General features: G+C 69.9%; 18 protein-coding genes, 1 tRNA gene and 2 pseudogenes. 5 read left to right on the top strand and 16 right to left on the bottom strand.

The features are described from left to right. Positions 1 to 4: 4 nt before the first annotated feature. Complete coding sequence (locus ACFQ9Z_RS36660) at positions 5 to 148, top strand: hypothetical protein (protein WP_383030398.1); 144 nt, start codon at positions 5 to 7, stop codon at positions 146 to 148. Positions 149 to 380: 232 nt separating this feature from the next. On the opposite strand, the gene ACFQ9Z_RS36665 is transcribed toward ACFQ9Z_RS36660, so the two are convergent. From ACFQ9Z_RS36665 to ACFQ9Z_RS36690, 6 genes are all read right to left on the bottom strand, one after another. After that, entirely contained in the window at positions 381 to 1,463 is a 1,083-nt protein-coding gene (locus ACFQ9Z_RS36665) for a hypothetical protein (RefSeq protein ID WP_383030401.1), read from the bottom strand. Continuing rightward, positions 1,460 to 2,440 carry an ATP-grasp ribosomal peptide maturase gene (gene tgmB, locus ACFQ9Z_RS36670; RefSeq protein ID WP_383030404.1) on the bottom strand — a complete coding sequence of 327 codons (981 nt, stop codon included), beginning with the start codon at positions 2,438 to 2,440 and terminating at the stop codon, positions 1,460 to 1,462. The genes ACFQ9Z_RS36665 and tgmB overlap by 4 nt, the downstream gene beginning before the upstream one ends. Continuing rightward, complete coding sequence (locus ACFQ9Z_RS36675; RefSeq protein WP_383030406.1) at positions 2,437 to 2,658, bottom strand: hypothetical protein; 222 nt, start codon at positions 2,656 to 2,658, stop codon at positions 2,437 to 2,439. The genes tgmB and ACFQ9Z_RS36675 overlap by 4 nt, the downstream gene beginning before the upstream one ends. 185 nt (positions 2,659 to 2,843) lie before the next feature. After that, a complete protein-coding gene (locus ACFQ9Z_RS36680; RefSeq protein ID WP_383030408.1) occupies positions 2,844 to 3,221 on the bottom strand; it encodes a hypothetical protein in 378 nt (125 codons plus the stop codon). Then, the gene (locus ACFQ9Z_RS36685) at positions 3,218 to 3,625 is read right to left on the bottom strand and encodes a DUF6415 family natural product biosynthesis protein (RefSeq protein ID WP_383030411.1); all 408 of its coding nucleotides are present in this window, start codon (positions 3,623 to 3,625) and stop codon (positions 3,218 to 3,220) included. Before ACFQ9Z_RS36685 ends, ACFQ9Z_RS36680 begins: the two co-directional genes overlap by 4 nt. Further along, positions 3,622 to 4,041 (bottom strand): ATP-binding protein, encoded by a 420-nt coding sequence (locus tag ACFQ9Z_RS36690; protein WP_383030413.1) that lies wholly within the window; start codon positions 4,039 to 4,041, stop codon positions 3,622 to 3,624. Before ACFQ9Z_RS36690 ends, ACFQ9Z_RS36685 begins: the two co-directional genes overlap by 4 nt. Positions 4,042 to 4,276: 235 nt before the next feature. Between ACFQ9Z_RS36690 and ACFQ9Z_RS36695 the strand changes: the two genes are divergently transcribed. Further along, a complete protein-coding gene (locus ACFQ9Z_RS36695; protein ID WP_383030463.1) occupies positions 4,277 to 5,626 on the top strand; it encodes a hypothetical protein in 1,350 nt (449 codons plus the stop codon). Positions 5,627 to 7,113: 1,487 nt separating this feature from the next. Here ACFQ9Z_RS36695 and ACFQ9Z_RS36700 read toward each other — a convergent pair. Continuing rightward, positions 7,114 to 7,290, bottom strand: coding sequence for a hypothetical protein (locus ACFQ9Z_RS36700; protein WP_383030465.1), 177 nt, complete (start codon positions 7,288 to 7,290; stop codon positions 7,114 to 7,116). A 27-nt stretch (positions 7,291 to 7,317) separates the two neighbouring features. Further along, a pseudogene (locus ACFQ9Z_RS36705) lies at positions 7,318 to 7,686 on the bottom strand (hypothetical protein); the annotation flags it as partial. Here ACFQ9Z_RS36705 and ACFQ9Z_RS36710 point away from each other — a divergent pair. Beyond that, positions 7,650 to 7,723 (top strand) — tRNA-Met (locus tag ACFQ9Z_RS36710). The pseudogene ACFQ9Z_RS36705 and the gene ACFQ9Z_RS36710 overlap by 37 nt on opposite strands. Before the next feature lie 468 nt (positions 7,724 to 8,191). Here ACFQ9Z_RS36710 and ACFQ9Z_RS36715 read toward each other — a convergent pair. Further along, positions 8,192 to 9,169, bottom strand: coding sequence for an ImmA/IrrE family metallo-endopeptidase (locus ACFQ9Z_RS36715; RefSeq protein WP_383030416.1), 978 nt, complete (start codon positions 9,167 to 9,169; stop codon positions 8,192 to 8,194). A 39-nt stretch (positions 9,170 to 9,208) separates the two neighbouring features. Between ACFQ9Z_RS36715 and ACFQ9Z_RS36720 the strand changes: the two are divergent. Then, positions 9,209 to 9,366: pseudogene (locus tag ACFQ9Z_RS36720) on the top strand (IS1380 family transposase); the annotation flags it as partial. Positions 9,367 to 9,579: 213 nt separating this feature from the next. On the opposite strand, the gene ACFQ9Z_RS36725 reads toward ACFQ9Z_RS36720, so the two are convergent. The 7 genes from ACFQ9Z_RS36725 to ACFQ9Z_RS36755 all read right to left on the bottom strand — a co-directional run bounded on the left by ACFQ9Z_RS36725 (position 9,580) and on the right by ACFQ9Z_RS36755 (position 18,149). After that, positions 9,580 to 10,020 (bottom strand): hypothetical protein, encoded by a 441-nt coding sequence (locus ACFQ9Z_RS36725; RefSeq protein ID WP_383030418.1) that lies wholly within the window; start codon positions 10,018 to 10,020, stop codon positions 9,580 to 9,582. Continuing rightward, positions 10,017 to 11,516: a GMC family oxidoreductase gene (locus ACFQ9Z_RS36730; protein ID WP_383030422.1), complete on the bottom strand. Its 1,500-nt coding sequence runs from the start codon at positions 11,514 to 11,516 to the stop codon at positions 10,017 to 10,019. The genes ACFQ9Z_RS36725 and ACFQ9Z_RS36730 overlap by 4 nt, the downstream gene beginning before the upstream one ends. A 244-nt stretch (positions 11,517 to 11,760) precedes the next feature. Beyond that, positions 11,761 to 12,921, bottom strand: a complete 1,161-nt coding sequence (locus ACFQ9Z_RS36735) for a Gfo/Idh/MocA family protein (protein ID WP_383030427.1) — start codon at positions 12,919 to 12,921, stop codon at positions 11,761 to 11,763. A 99-nt stretch (positions 12,922 to 13,020) separates the two neighbouring features. Further along, positions 13,021 to 14,028 (bottom strand): alcohol dehydrogenase catalytic domain-containing protein, encoded by a 1,008-nt coding sequence (locus ACFQ9Z_RS36740; protein ID WP_383030429.1) that lies wholly within the window; start codon positions 14,026 to 14,028, stop codon positions 13,021 to 13,023. 86 nt (positions 14,029 to 14,114) lie between these two features. After that, entirely contained in the window at positions 14,115 to 15,200 is a 1,086-nt protein-coding gene (locus ACFQ9Z_RS36745; protein ID WP_383030432.1) for a nitrilase-related carbon-nitrogen hydrolase, read from the bottom strand. A 411-nt stretch (positions 15,201 to 15,611) separates the two neighbouring features. Next, entirely contained in the window at positions 15,612 to 16,655 is a 1,044-nt protein-coding gene (locus tag ACFQ9Z_RS36750) for a LacI family DNA-binding transcriptional regulator (protein WP_383030435.1), read from the bottom strand. A gap of 651 nt (positions 16,656 to 17,306) precedes the next feature. Next, positions 17,307 to 18,149, bottom strand: a complete 843-nt coding sequence (locus ACFQ9Z_RS36755) for a class II fructose-bisphosphate aldolase (protein WP_383030438.1) — start codon at positions 18,147 to 18,149, stop codon at positions 17,307 to 17,309. Between the two features lie 170 nt (positions 18,150 to 18,319). On the opposite strand from ACFQ9Z_RS36755, the gene ACFQ9Z_RS36760 reads away from it, so the two are divergent. Next, positions 18,320 to 19,654, top strand: coding sequence for an L-fuculokinase (locus ACFQ9Z_RS36760; protein ID WP_383030440.1), 1,335 nt, complete (start codon positions 18,320 to 18,322; stop codon positions 19,652 to 19,654). Positions 19,655 to 19,744 lie beyond the last annotated feature (90 nt).

Raw genomic sequence — 19,744 nt, forward strand, 5'->3', positions numbered from 1 at the left:
AGGCGTGGTAGACCGCATAAACGGGGAGCGGGTCGTGTGGGACGCGGGCCGTCTGGCGTTCGAGCGGCTGCAGGGCCGCTTGCAGCGCCGCGGCGCGGGCGCGCTGCGGCTCGCCGAGCACCGTTCGCGCCTTGGTCGAAGGCGGTGAAGCACTTCGCCGGGGCCCACCAGGCGACGGTGGACCCGGCGGGGTCGCCTGATCGCCGACGGCGTCGACGACCGCATCACCGAGGTCGCGCCTGATGGTCCTACAGCAGTGAGTCCTTGTATGCCGACCCTCGCCCACCCCGCGCACCGGTACCTGCAGCCCCCCGCACGGGAAAAGCCCCGCCCATCCGTCACGGGGGGAACGGACAGACGGGGCCGGTCAGGGCTGGAAATCAGGTTTTCGGAAGGTCCCAGGTGGGCCCATCCTGCGTCCGATACCAGACGGTCTGACGGTCAGGTGTGATGCTGACGTGGAACTCCTGCCGCTCCGGTTCATCTGTGAAGGTCTCGGCGAGGGTGTCGACGACGTCCCACAGGCGGCGCGGCCCAACCTGGCGTACCGTGCCGGACACGTGAGCCGTCGCGGTCGACCCGTCCTCCGTCCAGATACCGACGGCAGCCAGCTCGCCCCCCTCGCCGCGCCACGAACACGTGGTGTGCCCGGGCAGCGCGAGTGAGAGAGGGAACCGGATTCGCCCCAGGACGTCGCCCGGCGCCGTGGCGGTGGTGCTGGGCTCCGCTGCCTCCACCTCAGCGAACGCGGGCGGGGCGGACGACGTCCGGCGCGGCATGAAGTGGGCCGGGGTCGGCAGGAACCATCCGGTGCCGTGTCCGGGGGCGGTCACCGTGACCCGCAGGATGCCGTACCCGATCGGGGCTACGATGACCGCGCCGGGCGCGGCCTGCTTCAGGAACGCGTCCGGGATCGCACGAAGTGCGGCCGTGGCGATGAACCGTTTGTAGGGGGCGCGGTCCGGCCATCCGCCGGCGCCGTCACCGGTGCCGACGAACGGGTGCAGGCCGGCGTCGGCCAGGCGTTGCGTGGCTGCTCCGGTGAGGTCCGGATCGACGTCGATCGTGGTGACGTTCGGCTCGCCGAGCCGGTGGGAGAGTAGGGCCGCGTTGTAGCCGGTGCCGGTGCCCAGCTCGAAAACGGTGTCGCCCTCGGCGGCGTCGAGTGCGTCGAGCATCGCGAGCATGACGGACGGCTCGCTGGAGGAGCTGGTGGGGATGCCCCGCTCATCGAGCTGGGTCGTCAGTGCGCGGTCGGAGTAGACGGCTTCCAGATGTCCGGGGTCACCGGGGCCCACCTGCGCCCAGGCGCCGTCTGGGCCCTGGGCGTAGAAGGAGGGCACGAACACGTGGCGGGGGACAGAGGCGAATGCGTCCCGCCACGTGCTGGTGTGGGCGGGGGCGAGAGCGTTGGCGAAGTCCTTTCGCAACGCGGCCGCGGTGTCATTGTCCAGCCAGGTCATTCGCAGGCTCCTCGCAGGTAGTGGGCGTGTGCGGCGGCGATCGGGAGCCCGGTGCGGTTCTCCACCCAGGCCCAGGTTCCCGCAGGGTTGTTCTCGAAGAACACCCACTCTCCAGCCGGAGTCACGGCGAAGTCGAAGCTGCCGAACACGATGCCGTAGAAGTCCAGGAAGCGCCGTACACCTGTGGCGATCTCCTCGGGCACGTCGACCGTGCCGTAGGCGATGTGCTCGTAGTCGGTGCGCCAGTCGGTGCGTGCCTTCTCCGAGGACGTATGCAGGGTGCCACCGAACACCCGGCCAGCGACGGCGACGAGCCGCACCTCGTAGTCCTTCTCGATGCCCTCTTGGAAGTAGTGGGCGGTGGTGCGGATAGTGCCGTCGAACGTGGCGGGGTCGATGTAGTGGGTGGCCACCATGAGTTCTCGGCTCTCGTCCACCGGCAGGCGTCCACCGAGGACTGGCTTGCAGATCAGCGGGCCGGCGACCTGCTTGGCGAAGTCACGTGCGGCTTCCGGATCGTTCGTGATCAGGCTGCGGGGCACGCGGAGACCGCAGCGTGTGGCCGCGGCGAGTTGCTGGGGCTTGTGGGAGGCGATCCGGTCGTGGTGCGGGTTGTTGATCCACCGGGCGCCGGGCAGAGCCGCGACCACGTTGAGGAGCGCGCATTCGGCCTGGTTCTGCGCCCAGGTGGCGTAGGGCTCGGGAACGGCGTCGGCGATGACGGGGCGTCCGGGCCGCCTCCAGTAGACGGCCCGGACGTCCTCAAGCCGCGCCGTCCGGCGCCCATCGTCAAGGATTCCCGTCCAGCCGCACTCTGTCGGCGCGTGGCCGGCGGTGAGCGTGAGCTGTTGGGGGAACTCGGCGGCGTCGAAACGGATCACGGGAACGTCGCGCTGGTTGAGCTGGTCCACGACCATGTCCGCTGACGGGTCGAGTTGTTCAGCGACGACGAGCACAGGGCGGGCGGCGGCGGTCATGACGCAGGCGCGAAGTACGGGTCGGAGACGTCGTCGCCCTTACCGTCCTGGTTGGTGTCGGTGGTCGACGCCGCCAGGTCGGACGTGTGCCACGGCGTGCCGTCGGCCCGTAGGTTGAGCTGCAGCTCCTCGTTCCAGGCCACACCCTCGATCGACGTCGTGACCAGGCACGGAGGCGCGGCGGCCTGCGCGCCGAACGGGATGAGTGTTGCGGTCATGGTTCCTCCAGTGATCTGTGTGATGCCCGGGTGCTGGCCGGGCCGCCCGTACCGTCCTGGGGGCTTCCCCAGGTGAGCCGGTGCGGGAGTCTTGGGGTAAGGCGCAGCGCGCCATCTACGTGCGGCGCTGAAGCCGTCGGGGGCGTGGCCCCAGCGCCGCACTTCCGCCCGTGCCGACCGCCGGGTCAACTGCGGGCGGAGCTTGTGACCGGCGGGGAGTGCGCAGCCGGGAACTGGTACAGCGTGAGGAGCGAGCGCACAAGGACCGCCATGTCGTACAGGTGGGCAGGGTCCCGCGCCTCGGTCAGGCTCAGCGACAGAGCCCCACTGGCGCGGGTGACGACGTGCAGGGCGGTCGCGCGGAGATCCTGGCGCATCTTGGGGACGCGTGGCTCGAGGTCCCGGAGCAGAAGCTGGAGTTGCCCTCGCAAGAGACCGCCCAAGTGCGCACGGTGCGCCTCGTGTTCCTCGTTCAGGTCTCGGCGGCCGATCCGCGTCTCGCCGATCACGGTCTTGTACGTGCGGCGTAAGTGGCCGGCGTCGATGCTGGGGGGAACTCTCATGAGGCCTCCCGCACGCACCTGGTGGCGACCAGGTACTCGAACAGCTCCAGGAAGATGGACGCCATCCGCCGCAGGAAGCCCACGGCCTGCCGGTAGTCGCCGGGAAATTCCTCGGAGCGCACAGCGCGGGCCTGTGCGATCAGCTCCGTGGTGGTGTCGTTTTGCGGGGCGTGGGTGAGCGCAATGTCCACCAGGCTCATCGAGTAGCCGCGCATGCGCTCGACCAGGTACTCCACCAGTTCCTCGGCGGGCGAGTCCTCGAGGATGGCCGTGACGTCGTCCAGGAAGGCGTCGCCGGCGAACGGCTGCCACTGCTGCAGCTTCTCCAGCAGCATCTCCAGGTCGATGTCGGGTGGCGCCCACCGCTCGGCGGGGTACCTCGGTAACGCCCCGACCGCGGTCACTGCGCGGCTCCCGTCAGCGCGAGATCACAGAAGATGGTCGCGCCTTCGTTGGTGCTGCCCCACTTCCCGCCGTGCTCGCGGGCGAGGGCGTCGACGAGGAACAGGCCGCGGCCGCGCTCGGATTCGCTGTCCGCAGCGCAGACCGCCGGCCCGCCGGGCACCTCGTCGTGCACGGCCAGGTGCAGCACGCCATCACGGACCGCCATGGTGAACGTGACCTGCGTGCCGCCGCTGTGCAGGATCGCATTGGTGACCAGCTCGGACACGATGAGTGCCGCGTCGTCGATCAGCGCGTCCAGGCCGCAGTACCGCAGCCGGGCCGCCGTGACCAGGCGGGCCATCCTCACGCGACGCGCGTCGGCCTCGTCGACGCTTCCCCCGGCGGGACGGACGGACACCGCGAAGCTGACGCTCATCAGGTCAGCGGCCAGGCTCGGGCGGAGGTGTTTGCGCTCGCCGCCGCCGAGATCACCCGATGGTGTGGCGAAGCCAGTCTTCAAGGGTGGTGCGCTCGTCACCGCTGCTCCCTGGGCCGAGATCGTTCGCTTTCCTTGTAAGAGGTAATCGCGCGGTCACTGTCTGCGGGTACCGTGGTGAGCAGGTGGGACCGTGAACACCGTGAACGCCATGGAGCTGTCGGGAGTTGAGGACATGGCCACGAGGAAACGCACGCCCAACCCCGCCCTGGACAGGCTGCTTGAACAGGCACGATGGACTCGCACGCAGTTGGCGCAGCAAGTCAATCGGCTCGGCCCCCAGGCGGGATTGCATCTGACCTACGACCGCACGGCCGTTGCGCACTGGATCGCCGGTACGCCGCCGAAACCCGCGGTCAGGCCGCTGATTCTCGAGGCACTGTCCGCACGACTAGGGCGACCGATCACCCATGCGGAAGCCGGGCTTCAACCGGGCCGGCCCGGTGACACCCTTCAATCAGTCGACACAGTCGAGGAGTTGATCGACCTAGGAAGGGCGGACATGGATCCATCCCGCCGCGGCGTCCTGGCCGCAACCGTCTTCTCTGCTGCCATGTCCGTTCCCGTGTTTCAACGCAGTGCGCGGGCCGCCGACGACCCGGTGACACCGGGCAAGGCCACCACCCGGATCGGGGCCTCACAAGTCGCCTCGGTTCGGTCGATGACAGAGCGGATCGCGGACATCCTCGACGAGTTCGGAGCTGGTCACGCCCGGCCGATGGCGGCCGCGTTCCTCGTGAATACGGTCGGGCCCTGGTTGCGGGCGCAGGCCTCCGAAACCGTGCACCGGGACATGCTCGCCGCCGCATCCGACCTGACGTACCTCACGGGCTGGATGGCCATGTACGAGAAAGCCCACGGCCTGGGGCAGACGTACTACGCCAAGGCGTTGAAACTCGCCGACGAGGCCGGCGACCACGTCACCTACTGCCGGACGCTGCGCGGCATGTCGTTGCAGGCCTCGAACCTGGGCCACGGGAGGATGGCGCTCCAGTTGGCAGACTCCGCAGCCGAAGCCGCACCGTCAGCCGGTCCCCGCCTGGTGGCCTTCCTGCGCGGGCAACAGGCGCACGCGGCGTCGATGGTGGGCGACCGCCACCAGGCCCACACCCGGCTGCGCGAGGCCGAGGAGGCACTCGGACGCGCAGACAACCGGCGGGACGCCATCGGCGGATACGACCGGACCGCCTACCTCTTTCACGTCTCCCATGTGCTGAAGGAGGAGGGCGACCTGGCGGGCAGCATTCGCACGATGAAGCAGTCGATCCGAGTGCAGCCAGCGCAGGAGCGGCAAGGCCGTGCACACGCCTACGCGGTGCTCGCACAACGGCAGTTGCGCTACGGACACCTGGACGCTTCATGCGAGTCGTGGGCACGGTTCCTCGACGAGTACGAACATATCTCGTCCGTCCGCGGCGACGACCACTTCGCCACGATGCGCTCCGACCTAGCCCCGTACGCTCGAACGGGCGCGGTACGGGAGCTGACCGGCCGCATGCGAAAGGTCGCAGCGGCCAAGGCCTGAAACGCGGGGCGCCTCCGGGGGAGCTGTCGAGGCACCCCTCCACGATGCGGCCTACTCGGCGACGTGGCTGGACAAGACGATGATCCGGGGCTTACCTAACGGATCCTCCGGCCGATGACTGCAGGGGCGGCCCGTCACTTTGGCTGCCCGTCAGCTCCCGGCCGGCGCTGCTGCCACTCCATGCCAACGCCGGGACGCGCTGCCGGACCCGGAACGAACGTATTGCGCCCATATTCCGTGCGATATGCGCCGAGCAGGGCAGAGGGCGTCCAGCATCATCCGCCGTCCGGTGCTGCGGCAAGGTCACACGGCTAGAGCAGGTGTTCGAATTCTTCGGCAAGCGGCAGATCCAGCCCAGCAGGGTTTTGGTACGACCTGCTATGGCGACCAGCGGCTGCGCCGTCGGCAATGACTCGTCCGCGGCTTTGGTCGGCCAGCTTTGCCGCGCCAGCATTGGTCGAGCAGCGATGGTCCGGCAACTTTGGGTCCGCCGTAGATTACAGCGCCACCAATTCGGGGCGCCAAAGTGAAATCACCATCCGCGAATCGTGGCTGTGGTCTACGTTGGTGATATCACGTTCGTACCCTTGATCAAGGGCACGAACGAGACAGGGGACGCCTGTACCAGCACGCCCCCTGCCCGCGAGATGGACCCCTAGCTAGGATCCGTGGCCGCTCCTGACGATCTCGAGTACCAGTCGAGTCGTGTTGACCAGGAATGAACCAGCCGCGAGAACCCAGCTAGGGGCCCTGCGCAGCCTCCTCCACAACGGCTTGCCCTGCTCGTCTTCTTCCACTGCGTCTCCTCTCGTACAACCGTGCACTTGCGGCGAGGGAGACGCTGCGGCGACGCGAGGTACACCGTCCAAGCAGGAGCGTATTCGCCACGGTTGCGCCACGGGGGCCTTTTCGGTTGCTCCGGCATATGCGCCACCATTCGCCACCTCTTCGAATGAACTCTCGCTCGAAGTGGCGTCGCTTCCTTGACAACTGGATCAACGTAGGAAACCCCTGCTGCAGTAGTCGCCCCCGCACCGCGGAGGTAACTCGGCACACCGGCTGCACGTCGTCTCGCGCCTGCGGCGGGTAGCTCCGCATGGCGCCGCTCAACCTTTCGGGGGCCGCCAGTGTCGTCCCCGTGTCTGCTAGGGAGTAGGTCAGGGCGTCGGCCGCCCGGCTCGCGTACGGGCCGAGGCCGTTCTTACTGGCGCCCGCTTGTGCCGTGCTGAGGATCGCCCCCTGCACGCGGTTGGTACACAGGATGTTCGGTTGAGGTTCAGAGGCAGCGGAGCGCCGGCCCCTGGCGCTGCCCCGCCGCTGCTCGGGCTCACCTGACAACCACCCCGCCCGCACCACTTTGTGTCGCTCGAGGCCCTCTGGATGCAGCTGCCTCACTATCCGGGGGAGTCCCCCCAAAGGTCCGGGCCGGTTGATCCGATGAACTCCTGCGTAAGCGGGCGGGTGGCGGAGGGACCCCCCCGAGGCTGCTATGTCGTGTCAAGCCGCTTGAGGAAGCTCTTCCACGTCCGCTGGTTCCTTCGTTCGAGGATCTTGAAGATCTGGCGGCAGATGTTGCGCTTGAGGCATCGCTGGGCGTCCCGGGAGCTCTTGCCCTCGCTGATGCGACGGGCGACGTACGTCTTCGTGGCAGGATCGAGCCGCATCCTGATCAGGGTGATCGTGTGCATCGCTCGGTTCAGCTGGCGGTCGCCGCCCCGGTTCAGCCGGTGCTTGTTCGTGAGGCCCGACGAGGCTGGGATCGACACGGCGAAGGAAGCGAAGGCGGCCTCGGAACGGAACCTGCCCGGTGTGACCAGCTGACCAGGATCTGAGCTGCGGTGATTGCACCGACGCCGAGCAACTCCAGGAGGTCGGGATCTGCTGGCGGGCGAGCTCAAGGAGTTCGTTCTCCAGCTCGGGGCTAGTACGAGTACGTCACCAACGTCGGCTTCGCCGCATAGAGCCCTGCGCCGGAAGGTGGTCTTGGGCGCCTGTTGGGATGGCGTACGGTGGGGGATACCGACGCGGGGTGGAGCAGCTCGGTAGCTCGCTGGGCTCATAACCCAGAGGTCGCAGGTTCAAATCCTGTCCCCGCTACTGCCGAAGGGGCCCTGATCTACGCGATCCGGGCCTCTTCGCGTTCCCGGCACGAGCTCACGTCTGACTCCTGCCCGGCAGGAGGCCTGGCCGTCCTTGCTGCCTGCTCGAGGTGATCGATCTCAGGCCGTTCTCGCTGGACGCTCTGCGGCGAACGGAGGAGTCGTCGGTGACGGTGCGCGGATCGCAATGGCTGGCGTCTGCGTACAGTGCAGGGTTGCCATGTATGCGGTAAACCCCTCCTCGCGCAGCTTGCGGACTTTCACCGCCGCCCCGGGACCGCTGACGACGAGCCCGCTGCACAGCGGATCGAGCTGCGCGCGGATGTAACCGACCCGGCTCACCCCAGCCTGCAGCAGCATCCGGCCCCGCAACTGCCAAGTACAGACGGCAGTTGGGTGAGAGGAGGGTCGGGAGGCTCCGCGGGATCAAAACCGGCGGCCGGGCGCGGGGAGGGGAACGGCTCAGTCATGGCCTCACCTTCGAAGCAGAATTCACCGCCGTGCCTTGGCGCGGGGCGTACAGCAGCTGGAAGTCCTCGGGCAGCAGCCGCGCACAGCGGGCCAGCTCCTCCTCACTCATCCCGGCGACCAGAGCAGAGCGGATCAGCCCGGGGACGTACCGGGGCCGTTCCCGGTCTATCTCGACCGGCTCGGCCGTGCGGTATCCCAGCGCGGACATCTCCACCATCACGTTGCGGTACTGCCAGTCCGTGACGATGTTCAGACTCTGCGCCCGGCGCAGCAGCGCACCCATCGACACCTTCCACTCCCGCTTCAGCCGGGCCAGCAGTTCCAGGTCGACGCGAGGCGTGAAGGCGGAGCGGATGTCACGCGCGGGCATGAGGAACTCGGCAGCGAAATCGTCGGCCTGCCGCTCCTGCACGGCGCTGTCGCCGGGAGACCGGTGCAGGACCAGGTGCCCCAGTTCGTGCGCCAGGCTGAAGCGGTAGCGGTCTGCGGGCGCGTGGTCGTTGGCCAGAATGAGCGGCGGTTGCGTTCCGTCCCACTGGCTGACCGCATCGAGCCGGGCGCTGCCCAGATCACGCGCGACTACCAGCGTTCCGGCCGCCTCCAGCGATGCCGTCATGTCCGCCGCCGGGCCCGGCGGCATACCCCAGGCCTTGCGAACCTGCCGGGCGGCGTCCTTGGCCGTGGTCAGGGCGTCGAGTTCGACAGTGGGGATGGCCGCAGTCCGCACACCGAGACCGGATCGGCACGCGGCGATGCCCTGCAACTGAACCCGCGTCAGGGCGAGATGGGCATGCTGGCGCCGGAGGGCGGAGACGGTCAACGACGCACGCTTGCGGTGGTGGACGAGCCCTACGCCGACCCCGTGTACCTGCGGATCCAGACATAGCAGATCCGGCGGATATCCCAGCGCCGCCGCGTACAGCTCCAGCCGCGCTCCCGAGACCACCAACCGGCCGCTCTGGGCGCGGCTCACACACCCCTGGGACACCGCCGCGTCACCGCCGGACGCCTGGCGGAGCCGGCCGTGTTCGGGCCAGTGGCCTCCGATCCGACGGTCTCCCGCCTGGTCGGCCAGCTGGCCGCAGGAGGGAAACGGGTCTGGCCGCGCTGCGCACGGTTCGGGCCGAAGTACGCGAACACGTCTGGAAGTTGGCCGGTGACGGTTGCCCGTCGCGAAAGACGGTCCCAGGGCGCCTACACCGGCGGCGGGCATCCAGGCATCCTGCCGTCGCCGTGCGGGCGTCGGCGGGGTCGACGCCCCGGCTGTACCCGGGGGTGTGGCTGACGGCGTCCAGGAAACAGCACCGGACCTGCGGTCACCCCCAGGCGGCACCAGCCCCTGCCCGGCCGGTCAGTTGACGGGCGGGGCAGCGGACGCCGGCGTCATCTCGGCACTCGGCGGTAGATCGCCCCCCGAGCGATGACCGGTCCAAGAACGTCGTCCTCGAGGTAGTAGTCGGCTTCTCCTTCGGCCGCGGGCAGTCGGCGTGGCGCGGTGCCCGGATAACCCAGGGCACGGCGCACGGCGGGGTTCATGAAGTAGGCGCCGGCCACGGCGAACGCGAATGTGTCGTACACCTCGCGATGGTCCAGCCGTAGATCCCGGAGTACCCGGTCGGGGGCGCCGGGAATCGCGAGCACCCGGGTGACGGCGCCAGCCAGGTCGGGGTTGGCGGCCAGCGCCCGATTGATCCACTGGCCCGCCACGTCCGCCTCACTGGCAGACGGGAGGCCGGGTCCGCCGGGGAGGAGGACGTCGGCGAGGTCCGCGAGGCGGACCCGCGAGGCGTCCCCGAGTTCGGTCGAAAGGTCTGGGGCGGTCACGACGCCACCTCCTGTTCCCGGGCCTTGGACGCGATGAAGCTGGCGGTACGTTTCGCCAGGGCGCAGATCGTGGCGGTCGGGTTCACACCCGTCGAGGTGGGGAACACGCTCGCGTCGATGATGTAGAGGTTCGGCACGTCGTGCGCCCGGCCGAAGCGGTCGACGACCGAGGTGCCCGGGTCGTCGCCCATCCTGGCGGTGCCGGTGTTGTGCCCGGTCATGAAGTCGCGTCCGGCGACCCAGGCCCTCGTCGCGCCGGCCGCCTCGTGCGCCTCCAGGCTCCTCGCCAGGTTGAAGTCGACGATCCGGCGCGTGTTCTCGGAGACCCGGTAGTGCACCTTGGCCGCCGGCAGCCCGTCGGAGTCGGTGAGCGAGGCGTGCAGTGAGACGGAGTTGGTCTCCTCCGGGAGGTCCTCCGGGACGACGTGCCACTGCAGCATCCGGACGAACTCCTTCATCCTCGCCGCCGAGCCCTCACCCCACAACTCCTCGCCGCTGAGACTTCCGGGGTGCGTCCACTTCTCCGCAGCCTCCAGGGGCCCCGCGATGGGCAGCAGCGACCACTTGGCGCCGCGCACGAACCCGCGCGACGGGTCGGATTCGTAGAACTGCATCGAGGCGATGTGCTCGCCGGCCGGCCCCAGCCAGTTCTCCAGGTCGTCCTCGTAGACGCCGACGGAGGCGGCGTACGGGTGCAGCATGAGCCGCTTTCCGACCAGCCCCGAGGAGTTCGCCAGGCCGTCGGGGTAGCGGCCGGAGGCCGACATCAGGAGCAGCCGGGGAGTCCCGATGCCGCCGGCCGCCAGGATGACCAGCGAAGCGGACTGGAAGTGCTCGTGGCCGTCGCGCAGGTAGACGGCTCCGTTGGCGCGACCGCGTTCGTCGAGCGTCACCCGGGCGACCCGGGCGCGGGTGATGACCTTCGCTCCCAGGGTCACGGCCTCCGGCAGGTGGGTGACGTCGGTGGACGACTTGGCACCTTCCGGGCAGCCCATCCGGCACACGCCGTAGCGGACGCACTGGCCCTCCCTGCCCTGGTTCACCGTCGGGATGGAGTTGGTCCCGGGCCACCAGTGCCAACCGAGCTTGTTCATGCCCTCAGCCATGGTCCGGCCGGTGCGGTGGATCGGTGCGGCCGGCAGGGGCGGCTCGAACCCCGCGGGGTAAGCGGGGTTTCCGGCGAGACCGGCGACGCGCATCTCCCGCTCGACGGCCTGGTAGTACGGGAGGAGTTCGTCGTAGGTGAGGGGCCAGTCGTCGGCCACGCCGTCGAGCGTGCGTGCCCGGAAGTCGGAGGGGAGGGCCCGTGCCCAGATGCCGCCGTAGAGCACGCTCGAGCCGCCCACGCCGTTGTACATCCACACCGGCAGGTCCGACTCGCTGTGGTCTACCGGGTAGTCCTCCTGGCGGCCACGGACGTTCGGGTCCGGGTGCCAGTCCTTGGATCCGGCCAACTCGTACTCGGGCTTGTTGCCCGGCAGGTTCCCCGGATCCACCCACCCCCCTTGTTCGAGGCAGACGACCTTGAACCCCGCCTCGGCCAGATGCCTGGCGGCAATGCCCGCGGAAGTCCCCGCTCCGACGATCAGGACATCTGCGTGATCATTACTGGAACCCACACCAACCACTCCTGTGCGGCGTCGCGGCCTCCTGCGTCGAGGCCACCGAGATACCGGTTCGTCTGGCAAACCGGGAATTACTAGCAAAACGGAGAGAAGGTTGCCACCCGCTTGACTTCTGTCACCCCCCGGCCACGAGTGCCCGGCGGCCGGGCGCGTTCCCCACGGTCGGCCGGACGGCCGCCGCCCACGGCTCGACACCGGTGGTGACCGGCGATCCGGCGTCTGCGGCGGCGTGGATCGCCAGGGCCAGCAGGTGGTCCTGACACGCGTCGGCCAGCGGGTACGGCGCCGGAGCGGCGCCGCGCCGCCACAGGCCGGTCTGCTCCAGGCAGGTGGCGATGGCGATCTCCTCGTCGGACATGCGGCTTCCGGGGTACGGGTTGCGGTAGAGCACACGCCCCGACCAGCTCAGCGTGTCCAGGCCGGCGCCCTCCAGGTTGCCGTCCAGGCCGGTGTGCCGACGTACGATCGACGCGCTGACCGGCGTGCCGTTCTCCGCGCTCCAGGTGACCTCGTTGCCGACGATCTCGCCGTGGCTGCCCCGTACGATCACCTGCCGGCGGCGCCAGGGGTTGAACCACTGCCCGTCGCTGAAGTCGTACACGCCGGTGCGGCCCGCCATCTCCAGCACCGCGATGGTGTGGTCGGCGGGGCACGTCCGCTGCGTCGCCGGCCAGCCGCCCCGGTCGGGACCTTCGAGCAGCGGGTTGGTGGTGCGCACGGCACTCACCCGGGCCGGTTCGGCCGCCACGCCCAGCAGGGTCCGAAGCAGTGCGACGGCGTGGTAGTCGTGCGTCCAGGACACCTGCGCGGAGCTGATCTGCCCCAGCACACCGTCCGCGATCAGCGTCCGCAACGCGACGACGACCGGCAGATACGGGTGCTGCTCGGCGACCTGAACCAGGTCGGTGCCGCCCACGCCGGCCCAGAGCCGGCGCAGCCCGTCAGCGTCGGCGGCGGGCGGCGTCTCCGACAGCACCGCCGTGCCGAGCCCGACCAGCGCGGCGGCCACGTCCGGGTTCGCCTGCCTCGGCACCGAGGTGACGACCACCTCGGGGGCCGCGGCCGCGACGAGGTCCTCGGGACGCCGGTAGGTCGGGATGCCCCACCGCTGTTCCAGTCGGGCGCCGGCGTCGGCTCGGCGGGTCACCGCGCCGACGCACTGGAAACGCTCCGGTACCTGGCGGGCCAGGCGAAGGTAGAAATCGGCGCGCCAGCCGTGGCCGACGATGCCGTAGCGGACCGGGCCCGGGGGCTCGCCATCGGACGTGACCGACACGCTCGACCTCGCATCTCTTGCGAACGACGGTGGGGATCGGGAAACGCTCAGGAAGTGGTCAGGGAACGATCAGGGAATGCCGGGGAATCTCAGCGAATCTCAGGGAACGAGGACGGCGCGCGCCCGGATCTCGCCGGCCTTGAGCATCCGCAGCACGTCGTTCGCCTCGTCCAGCGGGAAGTCGGCGTGGATGCTGCGCAGCTTGCCGGCGGCGGCCAGGTCAAGCACCTCGCGCATCTGCCGGCGGTTGCCGAGTACGGAGCCGACGATGACCTTCTCGTCTCCGATGTCGATCGGGTCGGGCACGCGCTCGGCGACACCGAGGACGATACGGCCTCCCGGCTTGGTGATGCGCACCGCCTCGGCGACCGAGGCGGCGGAGGGAGCGAAGACGATGGCCGCGTCGAGGGCGGCGTCGGGGACGAAGCTGCCCTGGGTGCCCTTGGGGCTGTGGGACCGGAACGCGCCCAGTTCCTCGGCGACTTGCCGGTGCACGGCACTTCGCGTGACCGCGTACACGTCGGCCCCGGTGAGACGGGCCATCTGGATCACCATGTGGCCCACTCCGCCGACGCCCAGGACGGCGACCTTCTGCCCGGGGGACAGGGCGGCCTTGCTCACCGAGCCGTAGGCCGTGATACCGGGGCAGAACAGCGGCGCGGCTTCGGCGTCGGAGAGACCCTCCGGGATCGGGTGCGCGTACGCCGACTCGGCCAGCATGTACTCCGCGTAGCCGCCGTCGAGGGTCTCTCCGGTGATCTGCCTGGCACGGCAGAGCTGCTCCCGCCCGGACAGGCAGAACTCGCAGCCGCCGCAGGTGGACCAGATGGGCTGGACCCCGACCCGGTCTCCCAGGGAGAGGTGGCCCACGGCGCTGCCGACCGCCGAGACCGTTCCCACGACCTCGTGTCCGGGGATGATGGGCAGGCGGGCCGGGGTGGCCGGCAGCCAGTCTCCCTCGACCATGTGCAGGTTCGACCGGCACACGCCGCACGCCGTGACCTTGATGACGATCTGGCTCGGGCCGGGGGTCGGCTCGGCGACTTCCCGCAGTCGCAGCGGCTTGTCTTCGATCGGGGCTGCTTGTTCGAGTACGGCTGCCTTCATCTGCCTGCTTCTTCCTGAACAGTGGTGAGGTGCTGCCCGGCCCTGGAACGGACGCGCTGCCCAAGGGCCGGGCGGAGGCGGTGGCGTCAGGCCGAGGGGGGCGTGAGAACGCCGCGCTGCACGAGCTTTTCGATGTTCTTGCTGCGGCGGACGGCCTCGCGCGCGAGCCAGCCCTCCTGCGGCAGCTCCTCGGCGTACTGGTTCTTCTCGTAGATGGGCTGCTCGTAGATGGCCGCGTACTGCTCGGTGCGCAGGTCCTTGAACCAGTTGGTGACACCGTTGAGCATGCGGGAGCGGCGCAGCGCCTCCACGTCGATGACCGTGCTGATGAAGGAGTCGCCCGCGCTGAGGCCCTCCTGGCGGGTGACGATGCGGCCCTTGTTGTCCACGATCATCGACCGGCCGCCGAACAGGTCGAACATGTGCCCGTCGTCGTTCATCTGCGGGCCGAGGTTCGGAGAGACGACGTAGACCTGGTTGAACATGGCGTGGGCACGGTTCTGCAGCTCCCACATGCCGTGGCTGACCTGCGGGTCGATCAGGGTCGACCGGATGAGGATCTCCGCGCCGTTCATCGCCAGGCCCCGGGAGATCTCCGGGTAGGCGCCCTCGTGGCAGATGATGTAGCCGATGTTGCCGATCTCGGTTTTCGCAACGGGGAAGATGGCGTCGAGGGCGTTGCCCTTGCCCTTCTTCTCCACCCACTCGTCGTAGATGTCGTGGGGGTTGGTCGTGCCGAGCGCGCCGCCCTCGTAGGCGTCGCTCGTGGCCTTGGCCCGCTTGTAGACGACCTCGCCCTCCGGGCTGATGAGGAAGGCGACGTTGAACAGGTGACCGGGGAAGTCGGGGTCACGCACCATGAGCAGTTCGGCGGCGATGTAGGTGTTGAGCTCGCGGGCCTTCTGAGCGAGGACGTCGGTCTCCGGGCCGGGGATGTCCAGGGCGAAGGCCTCGTGCGCCGCCCGGTTGCCGGCCGCGAAGTCCATGGGCATGCCCTGGATGGCCATCTCGGGCAGGACGACCAGCTTCACCGGGGCACCCTCGGTGGCGGCGACCTGGACTGCCGGGTCCATGAAGTCGCAGATGCGCTTGGCGTTCTCCAGCGCGTCCTCACGCTTCTTCATGGTGACGATGCGCGGCGAGATCGCCACCACTGCGTACGGGTCAACCATTGCTGATTCCTCCTGCTTGCACCGGGGCTGCTCGGCCCGGCTCATTTCGGTGATGTCGGTTCGCGCCGCGTGCGGTGCGGGCGCCACCAGGCTGGGAAGTGCGGGCCACACGGTCGGTCGCTCAACTGGCGACGACCGTCGAGCGGATTGCCGGCCCGTTCTGGGTAATCGATGTCAAATCTGACTTGACGCTATGCAGCAGCCTTGGGGACTGTCAACCCTTTCAGGAAGTCTGACAGCCCGACAGATTGCTTATGGCAGCACGAGCTTGGGATTCGACCGAACGGCACGCTGCCCACGGTCCGAGTGCCCGGATAACGCGAGATGAAGGCCGGCTTCGGAATGCCGGAACTTCCCTTTTCCCTTTCGACGTGGCGTCTGGCCGCGTCGAAGGGACGGAAAAGGAGGGCGTCATGGCCCGCCCACTCGTGGGTGGTCCGCAACGGTGGCCGCGGGCACGACCGGGATCTCGCCGGACCCGCGGGGGATCAGGCGCAGCGGGATGACCGTGCTGAGGGGATCGTTCTGGTCGCCGTCAAGCCGGGCGAAGAGCCGTTCGGCGGCGAGCCGTCCTAGGAGCTCCGGGGGGTGCTCGAGGACCGTGACGGCCGGCGACAGGACGTCGGCCAGGGCGAAGTCACCGAACGAGACGAAGGCGATGTCCGTGCGTCTGCGGTGGTGAAGGACCTTCACGACGCCGAGCGACGTCTCGGAGCGGGCGCTGAAGACGGCGGTCGGCGGTTGGGGGAGATCCAGCAGCCCGTCGGTGCGGTTCTCCGCGTCGGTGGCGTCGGCGCAGTCCGTCGCGATGATCTCCGGGACGACGGGCAGGGCCGCCTCGGCGAGGGCGTCCAGATACCCGGCGTGCCGGTTCCGGGAGGTCTCGATGCACAGGTCGTCACTGATGAAGGCGATTCTGCGGTGCCCATAGCGAATGAGATGGCGCACGGCCGTCCGCGCGCCGCCCCTGTCATCGAATACGACGACATCCGCCGGGTAATCCTTCGGATGGCGGTCGAGAAAAACCACGGGCGTCGCAATGGGCATGGGAAACGACGACTCAACCGTGTGCGGAGTGATGATGAGCCCTGCCACGCGGCGCTGCTGAAGAGTGTCGACGATCGATCTCTCCCGGTTGAGAATGCGCCGGTTGCTGGCGACGATCACGTTCAGCCCGCGCTGCAGTGCGGCGGTCTCGATCTCACTGATGACCGCCGCGAAAAACGGGTCGGCGATCGACTCGACGATGACGCCGATCGTGTCGTCGACACCCCGACGCAGCGACCTGGCAAGCGGGTCGACGCGATACCCGAGCCGGTCGACCGCCTCCTCGACGCGCCGGCGCGTCTCGGCGGCGACCCGCGGGTCTCCGTTGATCACCCGGGAAGCGGTCTTGCTGCTCGTGTTCGCGGCCACGGCCACGTCCTTGAGCCGCACCGGTCTGCCGGCGTTCATGCCGTCCCACCCTTCCACGTCGGCCCTGGCCGCCGTACCACCGCACGCGTCCCGCCGAGGATCGTGGGCGTGCCGCCAACCCGGTGGCGGGCAGCCCGGCCCATGGCATCCGGCGCCGCGGATCGTGTCCCGCGCAGGACCGCCGCTACCGCCGCGAGTTCCCGCACCCCCATCAGGCGGCCGCCAAGATCGCAGCGGCAGTCCGGCTGAGCCGGCTGTCCGCACTGGTACGGATCAAGCGACTCGCCTCCTCTCGTCTGGGTGCGTCGCGGGTAGGTAATCGATGTCAAAAGGTGGACACAACGTAGGCACGGCCCTGGGAGGTGTCAAGGCTCTTCGGGCCACTTCGCCGAGGCTCGCGCCCCGCCGGGCCGGTGCGGCCTTCGTGGCCGGACACGGGCCCCGGGCATGCCGAGCCGCCCCAGCCGCCGCCCGCACTGCGCGGCGTGCGGGCAGGGCCTGCTGATACGGGCTCAGCGGATCGCTTGCGGGCCTGGCCGCCGGTCTCGGCCCGGCGGGCCGCCGTCCCCTGCGGCGCGGCTTCGCACGGGCCGGCGCAGGCCGTGCCCGGCGTCGGCGCGCGTCGCGTGCTGTGTCCGGCGTCGGCGCGCGCCGCAGCCGGTCGGCGGCCATCGCGCCGCCCGCCGGGGCTCACGCCGGCCGCGAGCTCAGCACGCGCAGCTGGTCCCGCACCACCGCGGACAGCTGCGCGCGGGCCGGGGCGAGGTAGGCGCGGGGGTCGACCACAGCCGTATCGCCCAATGTCTCGCGCACCGCCGCGGTGAAGGCGACGTTCAGCAGCGTGCCGATGTTGACCTTGACGATGCCGGCGGCGACCGCGGAGCGCAGCTCCCCGTCGCCGACGCCAGAGGAGCCGTGCAGCACCAGCGGGACCGGCACGGCCTCCCGCAACTCGGCGATGAGGGCGTGGTCAAGCCGGGCGGCCCGGGTCGTCATGGCGTGGGAGCTTCCGACGGCGACGGCGAGCGCGTCCACCTCGGTGGCGGCCACATAGGCACGGGCCTGCGCCGGGTCGGTGCGCGCGCCCGGAGCGTGGGCGCCGTCCTTGCCGCCCACCTCGCCCAGTTCCGCCTCCAGATACAGGCCGCGCTCGTGGGCCCACCGGGCTGCGGCCCGGGTGGCGGCGACGTTCGCCTCATAGTCCAGCCTGGAGGCGTCGAACATCACCGAACTGAGACCGGCGTCGGCGGCCTGATGCAGCAGAGCGGTGTCCTCCACGTGGTCCAGATGCAGGGAGACCGGCACGGTGGCCTGGGCGGCGACGGCGGCGGCGGCCGCGGCGACGGGGGCGAGCCTGCCGTCGTGGAAGGCCACCGCGTTCTGGCTGATCTGCAGGATCACCGCCGCCCCGGCCTGCTCGGCGCCGGCGACGATGCCTTCGGCATGCTCCAGCGTGATGACGTTGAACGCTCCTGCCCCCACGCCCTCGGCGCGGGCCTTGTCAACGATGACCTGGGTAGGAACAAGCGGCATGTCCTGCCTCCGAGTGAGGGACGGGCGCGCGGGCGCTGCGCCAGAGGTCGGCGCCGGGCTGCGTGTGGGCCGGGACGGTGCACGTCACGACGGCCCTTGACACGCCTCCAACGAAACGCAACGATACCCATCGAATACCAAGTGAGCAATCACAAGTGAAGGCGGGACGGATGACTGCGCTGCTCGTCGGCTTGGACGTGGGGACGACCACCAGCAAGGCCGTCGTCTTCACCACCGAGGGCCGTCCCGTAGGTCAGGCCGACGCGGCCACACCATGGACGCTCACCGAGCACGGGGCCCAGATGAGTGCCGAAGCCCTGCTCACGGCAGCCCGCGAGGCGCTGGCGAAAGCCGTGGCCCAGGCACCGCAGGGACCCGTTCTCGCCGTCGGCGTCACCAGCATGGGCGAGTCCGGAGTCCTGCTGGACGCGCACGGCGCCCCGCTGGCCCCCGTCATCGCCTGGCACGACAGCCGCGACCAGGCGGAGGTGGCCGACCTGCGGGCGGCGGTGGGGGATGACGACTTCGCCGCCCGCACCGGACTTCCGCTGCGCGGCCAGTGGTCCTTGACCAAGCACCGCTGGCTGCTGGCGCACCACCCCCAGACCAAGTCCGCGGTCCGCCGGCTCAACATCGCCGAGTGGGTGGTCCGCGGGCTCGGCGGGCAGGAGGCGGCGGAGCAGTCACTGGCCTCCCGCACCGGCTGGCTCGAGCTGAGCACGCGGCAGTGGTGGCCCACCGCCCTGGAGTGGTCCGGCGCGCACCGCTCGCTGATGCCCGATCTCGTCACGGCTGGCACGCCGCTGGGCACCGTCACCGACATCGCTGGCATTCCCCGCCTCACGGGCGCCACCGTGACCGTCGCCGGCCATGACCACCAAGCCGCGACCGTCGGCGCCGACGCCTGCGGCCCGGGGGACGAGCTGGACTCCTGCGGCACCGCGGAGGCGCTGGTCCGCACGGTCCCTGCCGGCCTCTCCCCCTCGGCGGTCAGCACGCTGGCCCGGGCCGGGATCACCACCGGCTGGCACGTTCTGGAGGACCGGTGGTGTCTGCTCGGCGGCACGCAGGGCGGACTGGCGCTCCAACGGGTCCTCGCCCTGCTGGGGCGGACCAGGGAGGACCTGCCCGACCTGGACAGGGAGGCGCTGGCGCGTGACCCGCGCGCCCTGAGCGTCACCGGCGTCGACGACGACTCCCTGAGCATCACCGGCATCGCCCAGGGGCTCGGTCCGGCCGACGTCTGGCGGGCGGCCCTGGAGGCGGTCACCGCCCAGGCCGCACACGTGCACCAGGCCATGTCGGCGGCCGTCGGCGACCACCAGGCACTGGTCGTCACCGGAGGCTGGTCCCGCAGCCAGGGACTGCTCGACGTGAAGCGGAGGGTCCTCGGCCCGCTCCGTACCGCCCGCGTCCAGGAGGCCGGCGCACGTGGTGCCGCACTGCTGGCCGGCCTGGCCGCCGGCGTCTACGCCGGCACGGAGGACTTCCCGGCTCTCCCCTGAACCGCGCCCGGCTCCGGCCCCTCCCGAGACCGGAGCCCCCACCGCCGCCCGCGAGAAAGGACCAGGTCGTGGTGAGCACCTGCCATATCC

The sequence above is a fragment of the Streptomyces sp. NPDC056580 genome (assembly GCF_042793175.1).
Classification (GTDB): Bacteria; Actinomycetota; Actinomycetes; order Streptomycetales; family Streptomycetaceae; genus Streptomyces.

What these genes read in the sequence shown, in the direction of transcription:
- ACFQ9Z_RS36665 (WP_383030401.1), bottom strand. Translation starts at nt 1,463, where the DNA reads ATGACCTGGCTGGACAATGACACCGCGGCCGCGTTGCGAAAGGACTTC.
- tgmB (WP_383030404.1), bottom strand. Translation starts at nt 2,440, where the DNA reads ATGACCGCCGCCGCCCGCCCTGTGCTCGTCGTCGCTGAACAACTCGAC.
- ACFQ9Z_RS36675 (WP_383030406.1), bottom strand. Translation starts at nt 2,658, where the DNA reads ATGACCGCAACACTCATCCCGTTCGGCGCGCAGGCCGCCGCGCCTCCG.
- ACFQ9Z_RS36680 (WP_383030408.1), bottom strand. Translation starts at nt 3,221, where the DNA reads ATGAGAGTTCCCCCCAGCATCGACGCCGGCCACTTACGCCGCACGTAC.
- ACFQ9Z_RS36690 (WP_383030413.1), bottom strand. Translation starts at nt 4,041, where the DNA reads ATGAGCGTCAGCTTCGCGGTGTCCGTCCGTCCCGCCGGGGGAAGCGTC.
- ACFQ9Z_RS36695 (WP_383030463.1), top strand. Translation starts at nt 4,277, where the DNA reads ATGGCCACGAGGAAACGCACGCCCAACCCCGCCCTGGACAGGCTGCTT.
- ACFQ9Z_RS36700 (WP_383030465.1), bottom strand. Translation starts at nt 7,290, where the DNA reads ATGCGGCTCGATCCTGCCACGAAGACGTACGTCGCCCGTCGCATCAGC.
- ACFQ9Z_RS36740 (WP_383030429.1), bottom strand. Translation starts at nt 14,028, where the DNA reads ATGAAGGCAGCCGTACTCGAACAAGCAGCCCCGATCGAAGACAAGCCG.
- ACFQ9Z_RS36745 (WP_383030432.1), bottom strand. Translation starts at nt 15,200, where the DNA reads ATGGTTGACCCGTACGCAGTGGTGGCGATCTCGCCGCGCATCGTCACC.
- ACFQ9Z_RS36750 (WP_383030435.1), bottom strand. Translation starts at nt 16,655, where the DNA reads ATGAACGCCGGCAGACCGGTGCGGCTCAAGGACGTGGCCGTGGCCGCG.
- ACFQ9Z_RS36755 (WP_383030438.1), bottom strand. Translation starts at nt 18,149, where the DNA reads ATGCCGCTTGTTCCTACCCAGGTCATCGTTGACAAGGCCCGCGCCGAG.
- ACFQ9Z_RS36760 (WP_383030440.1), top strand. Translation starts at nt 18,320, where the DNA reads ATGACTGCGCTGCTCGTCGGCTTGGACGTGGGGACGACCACCAGCAAG.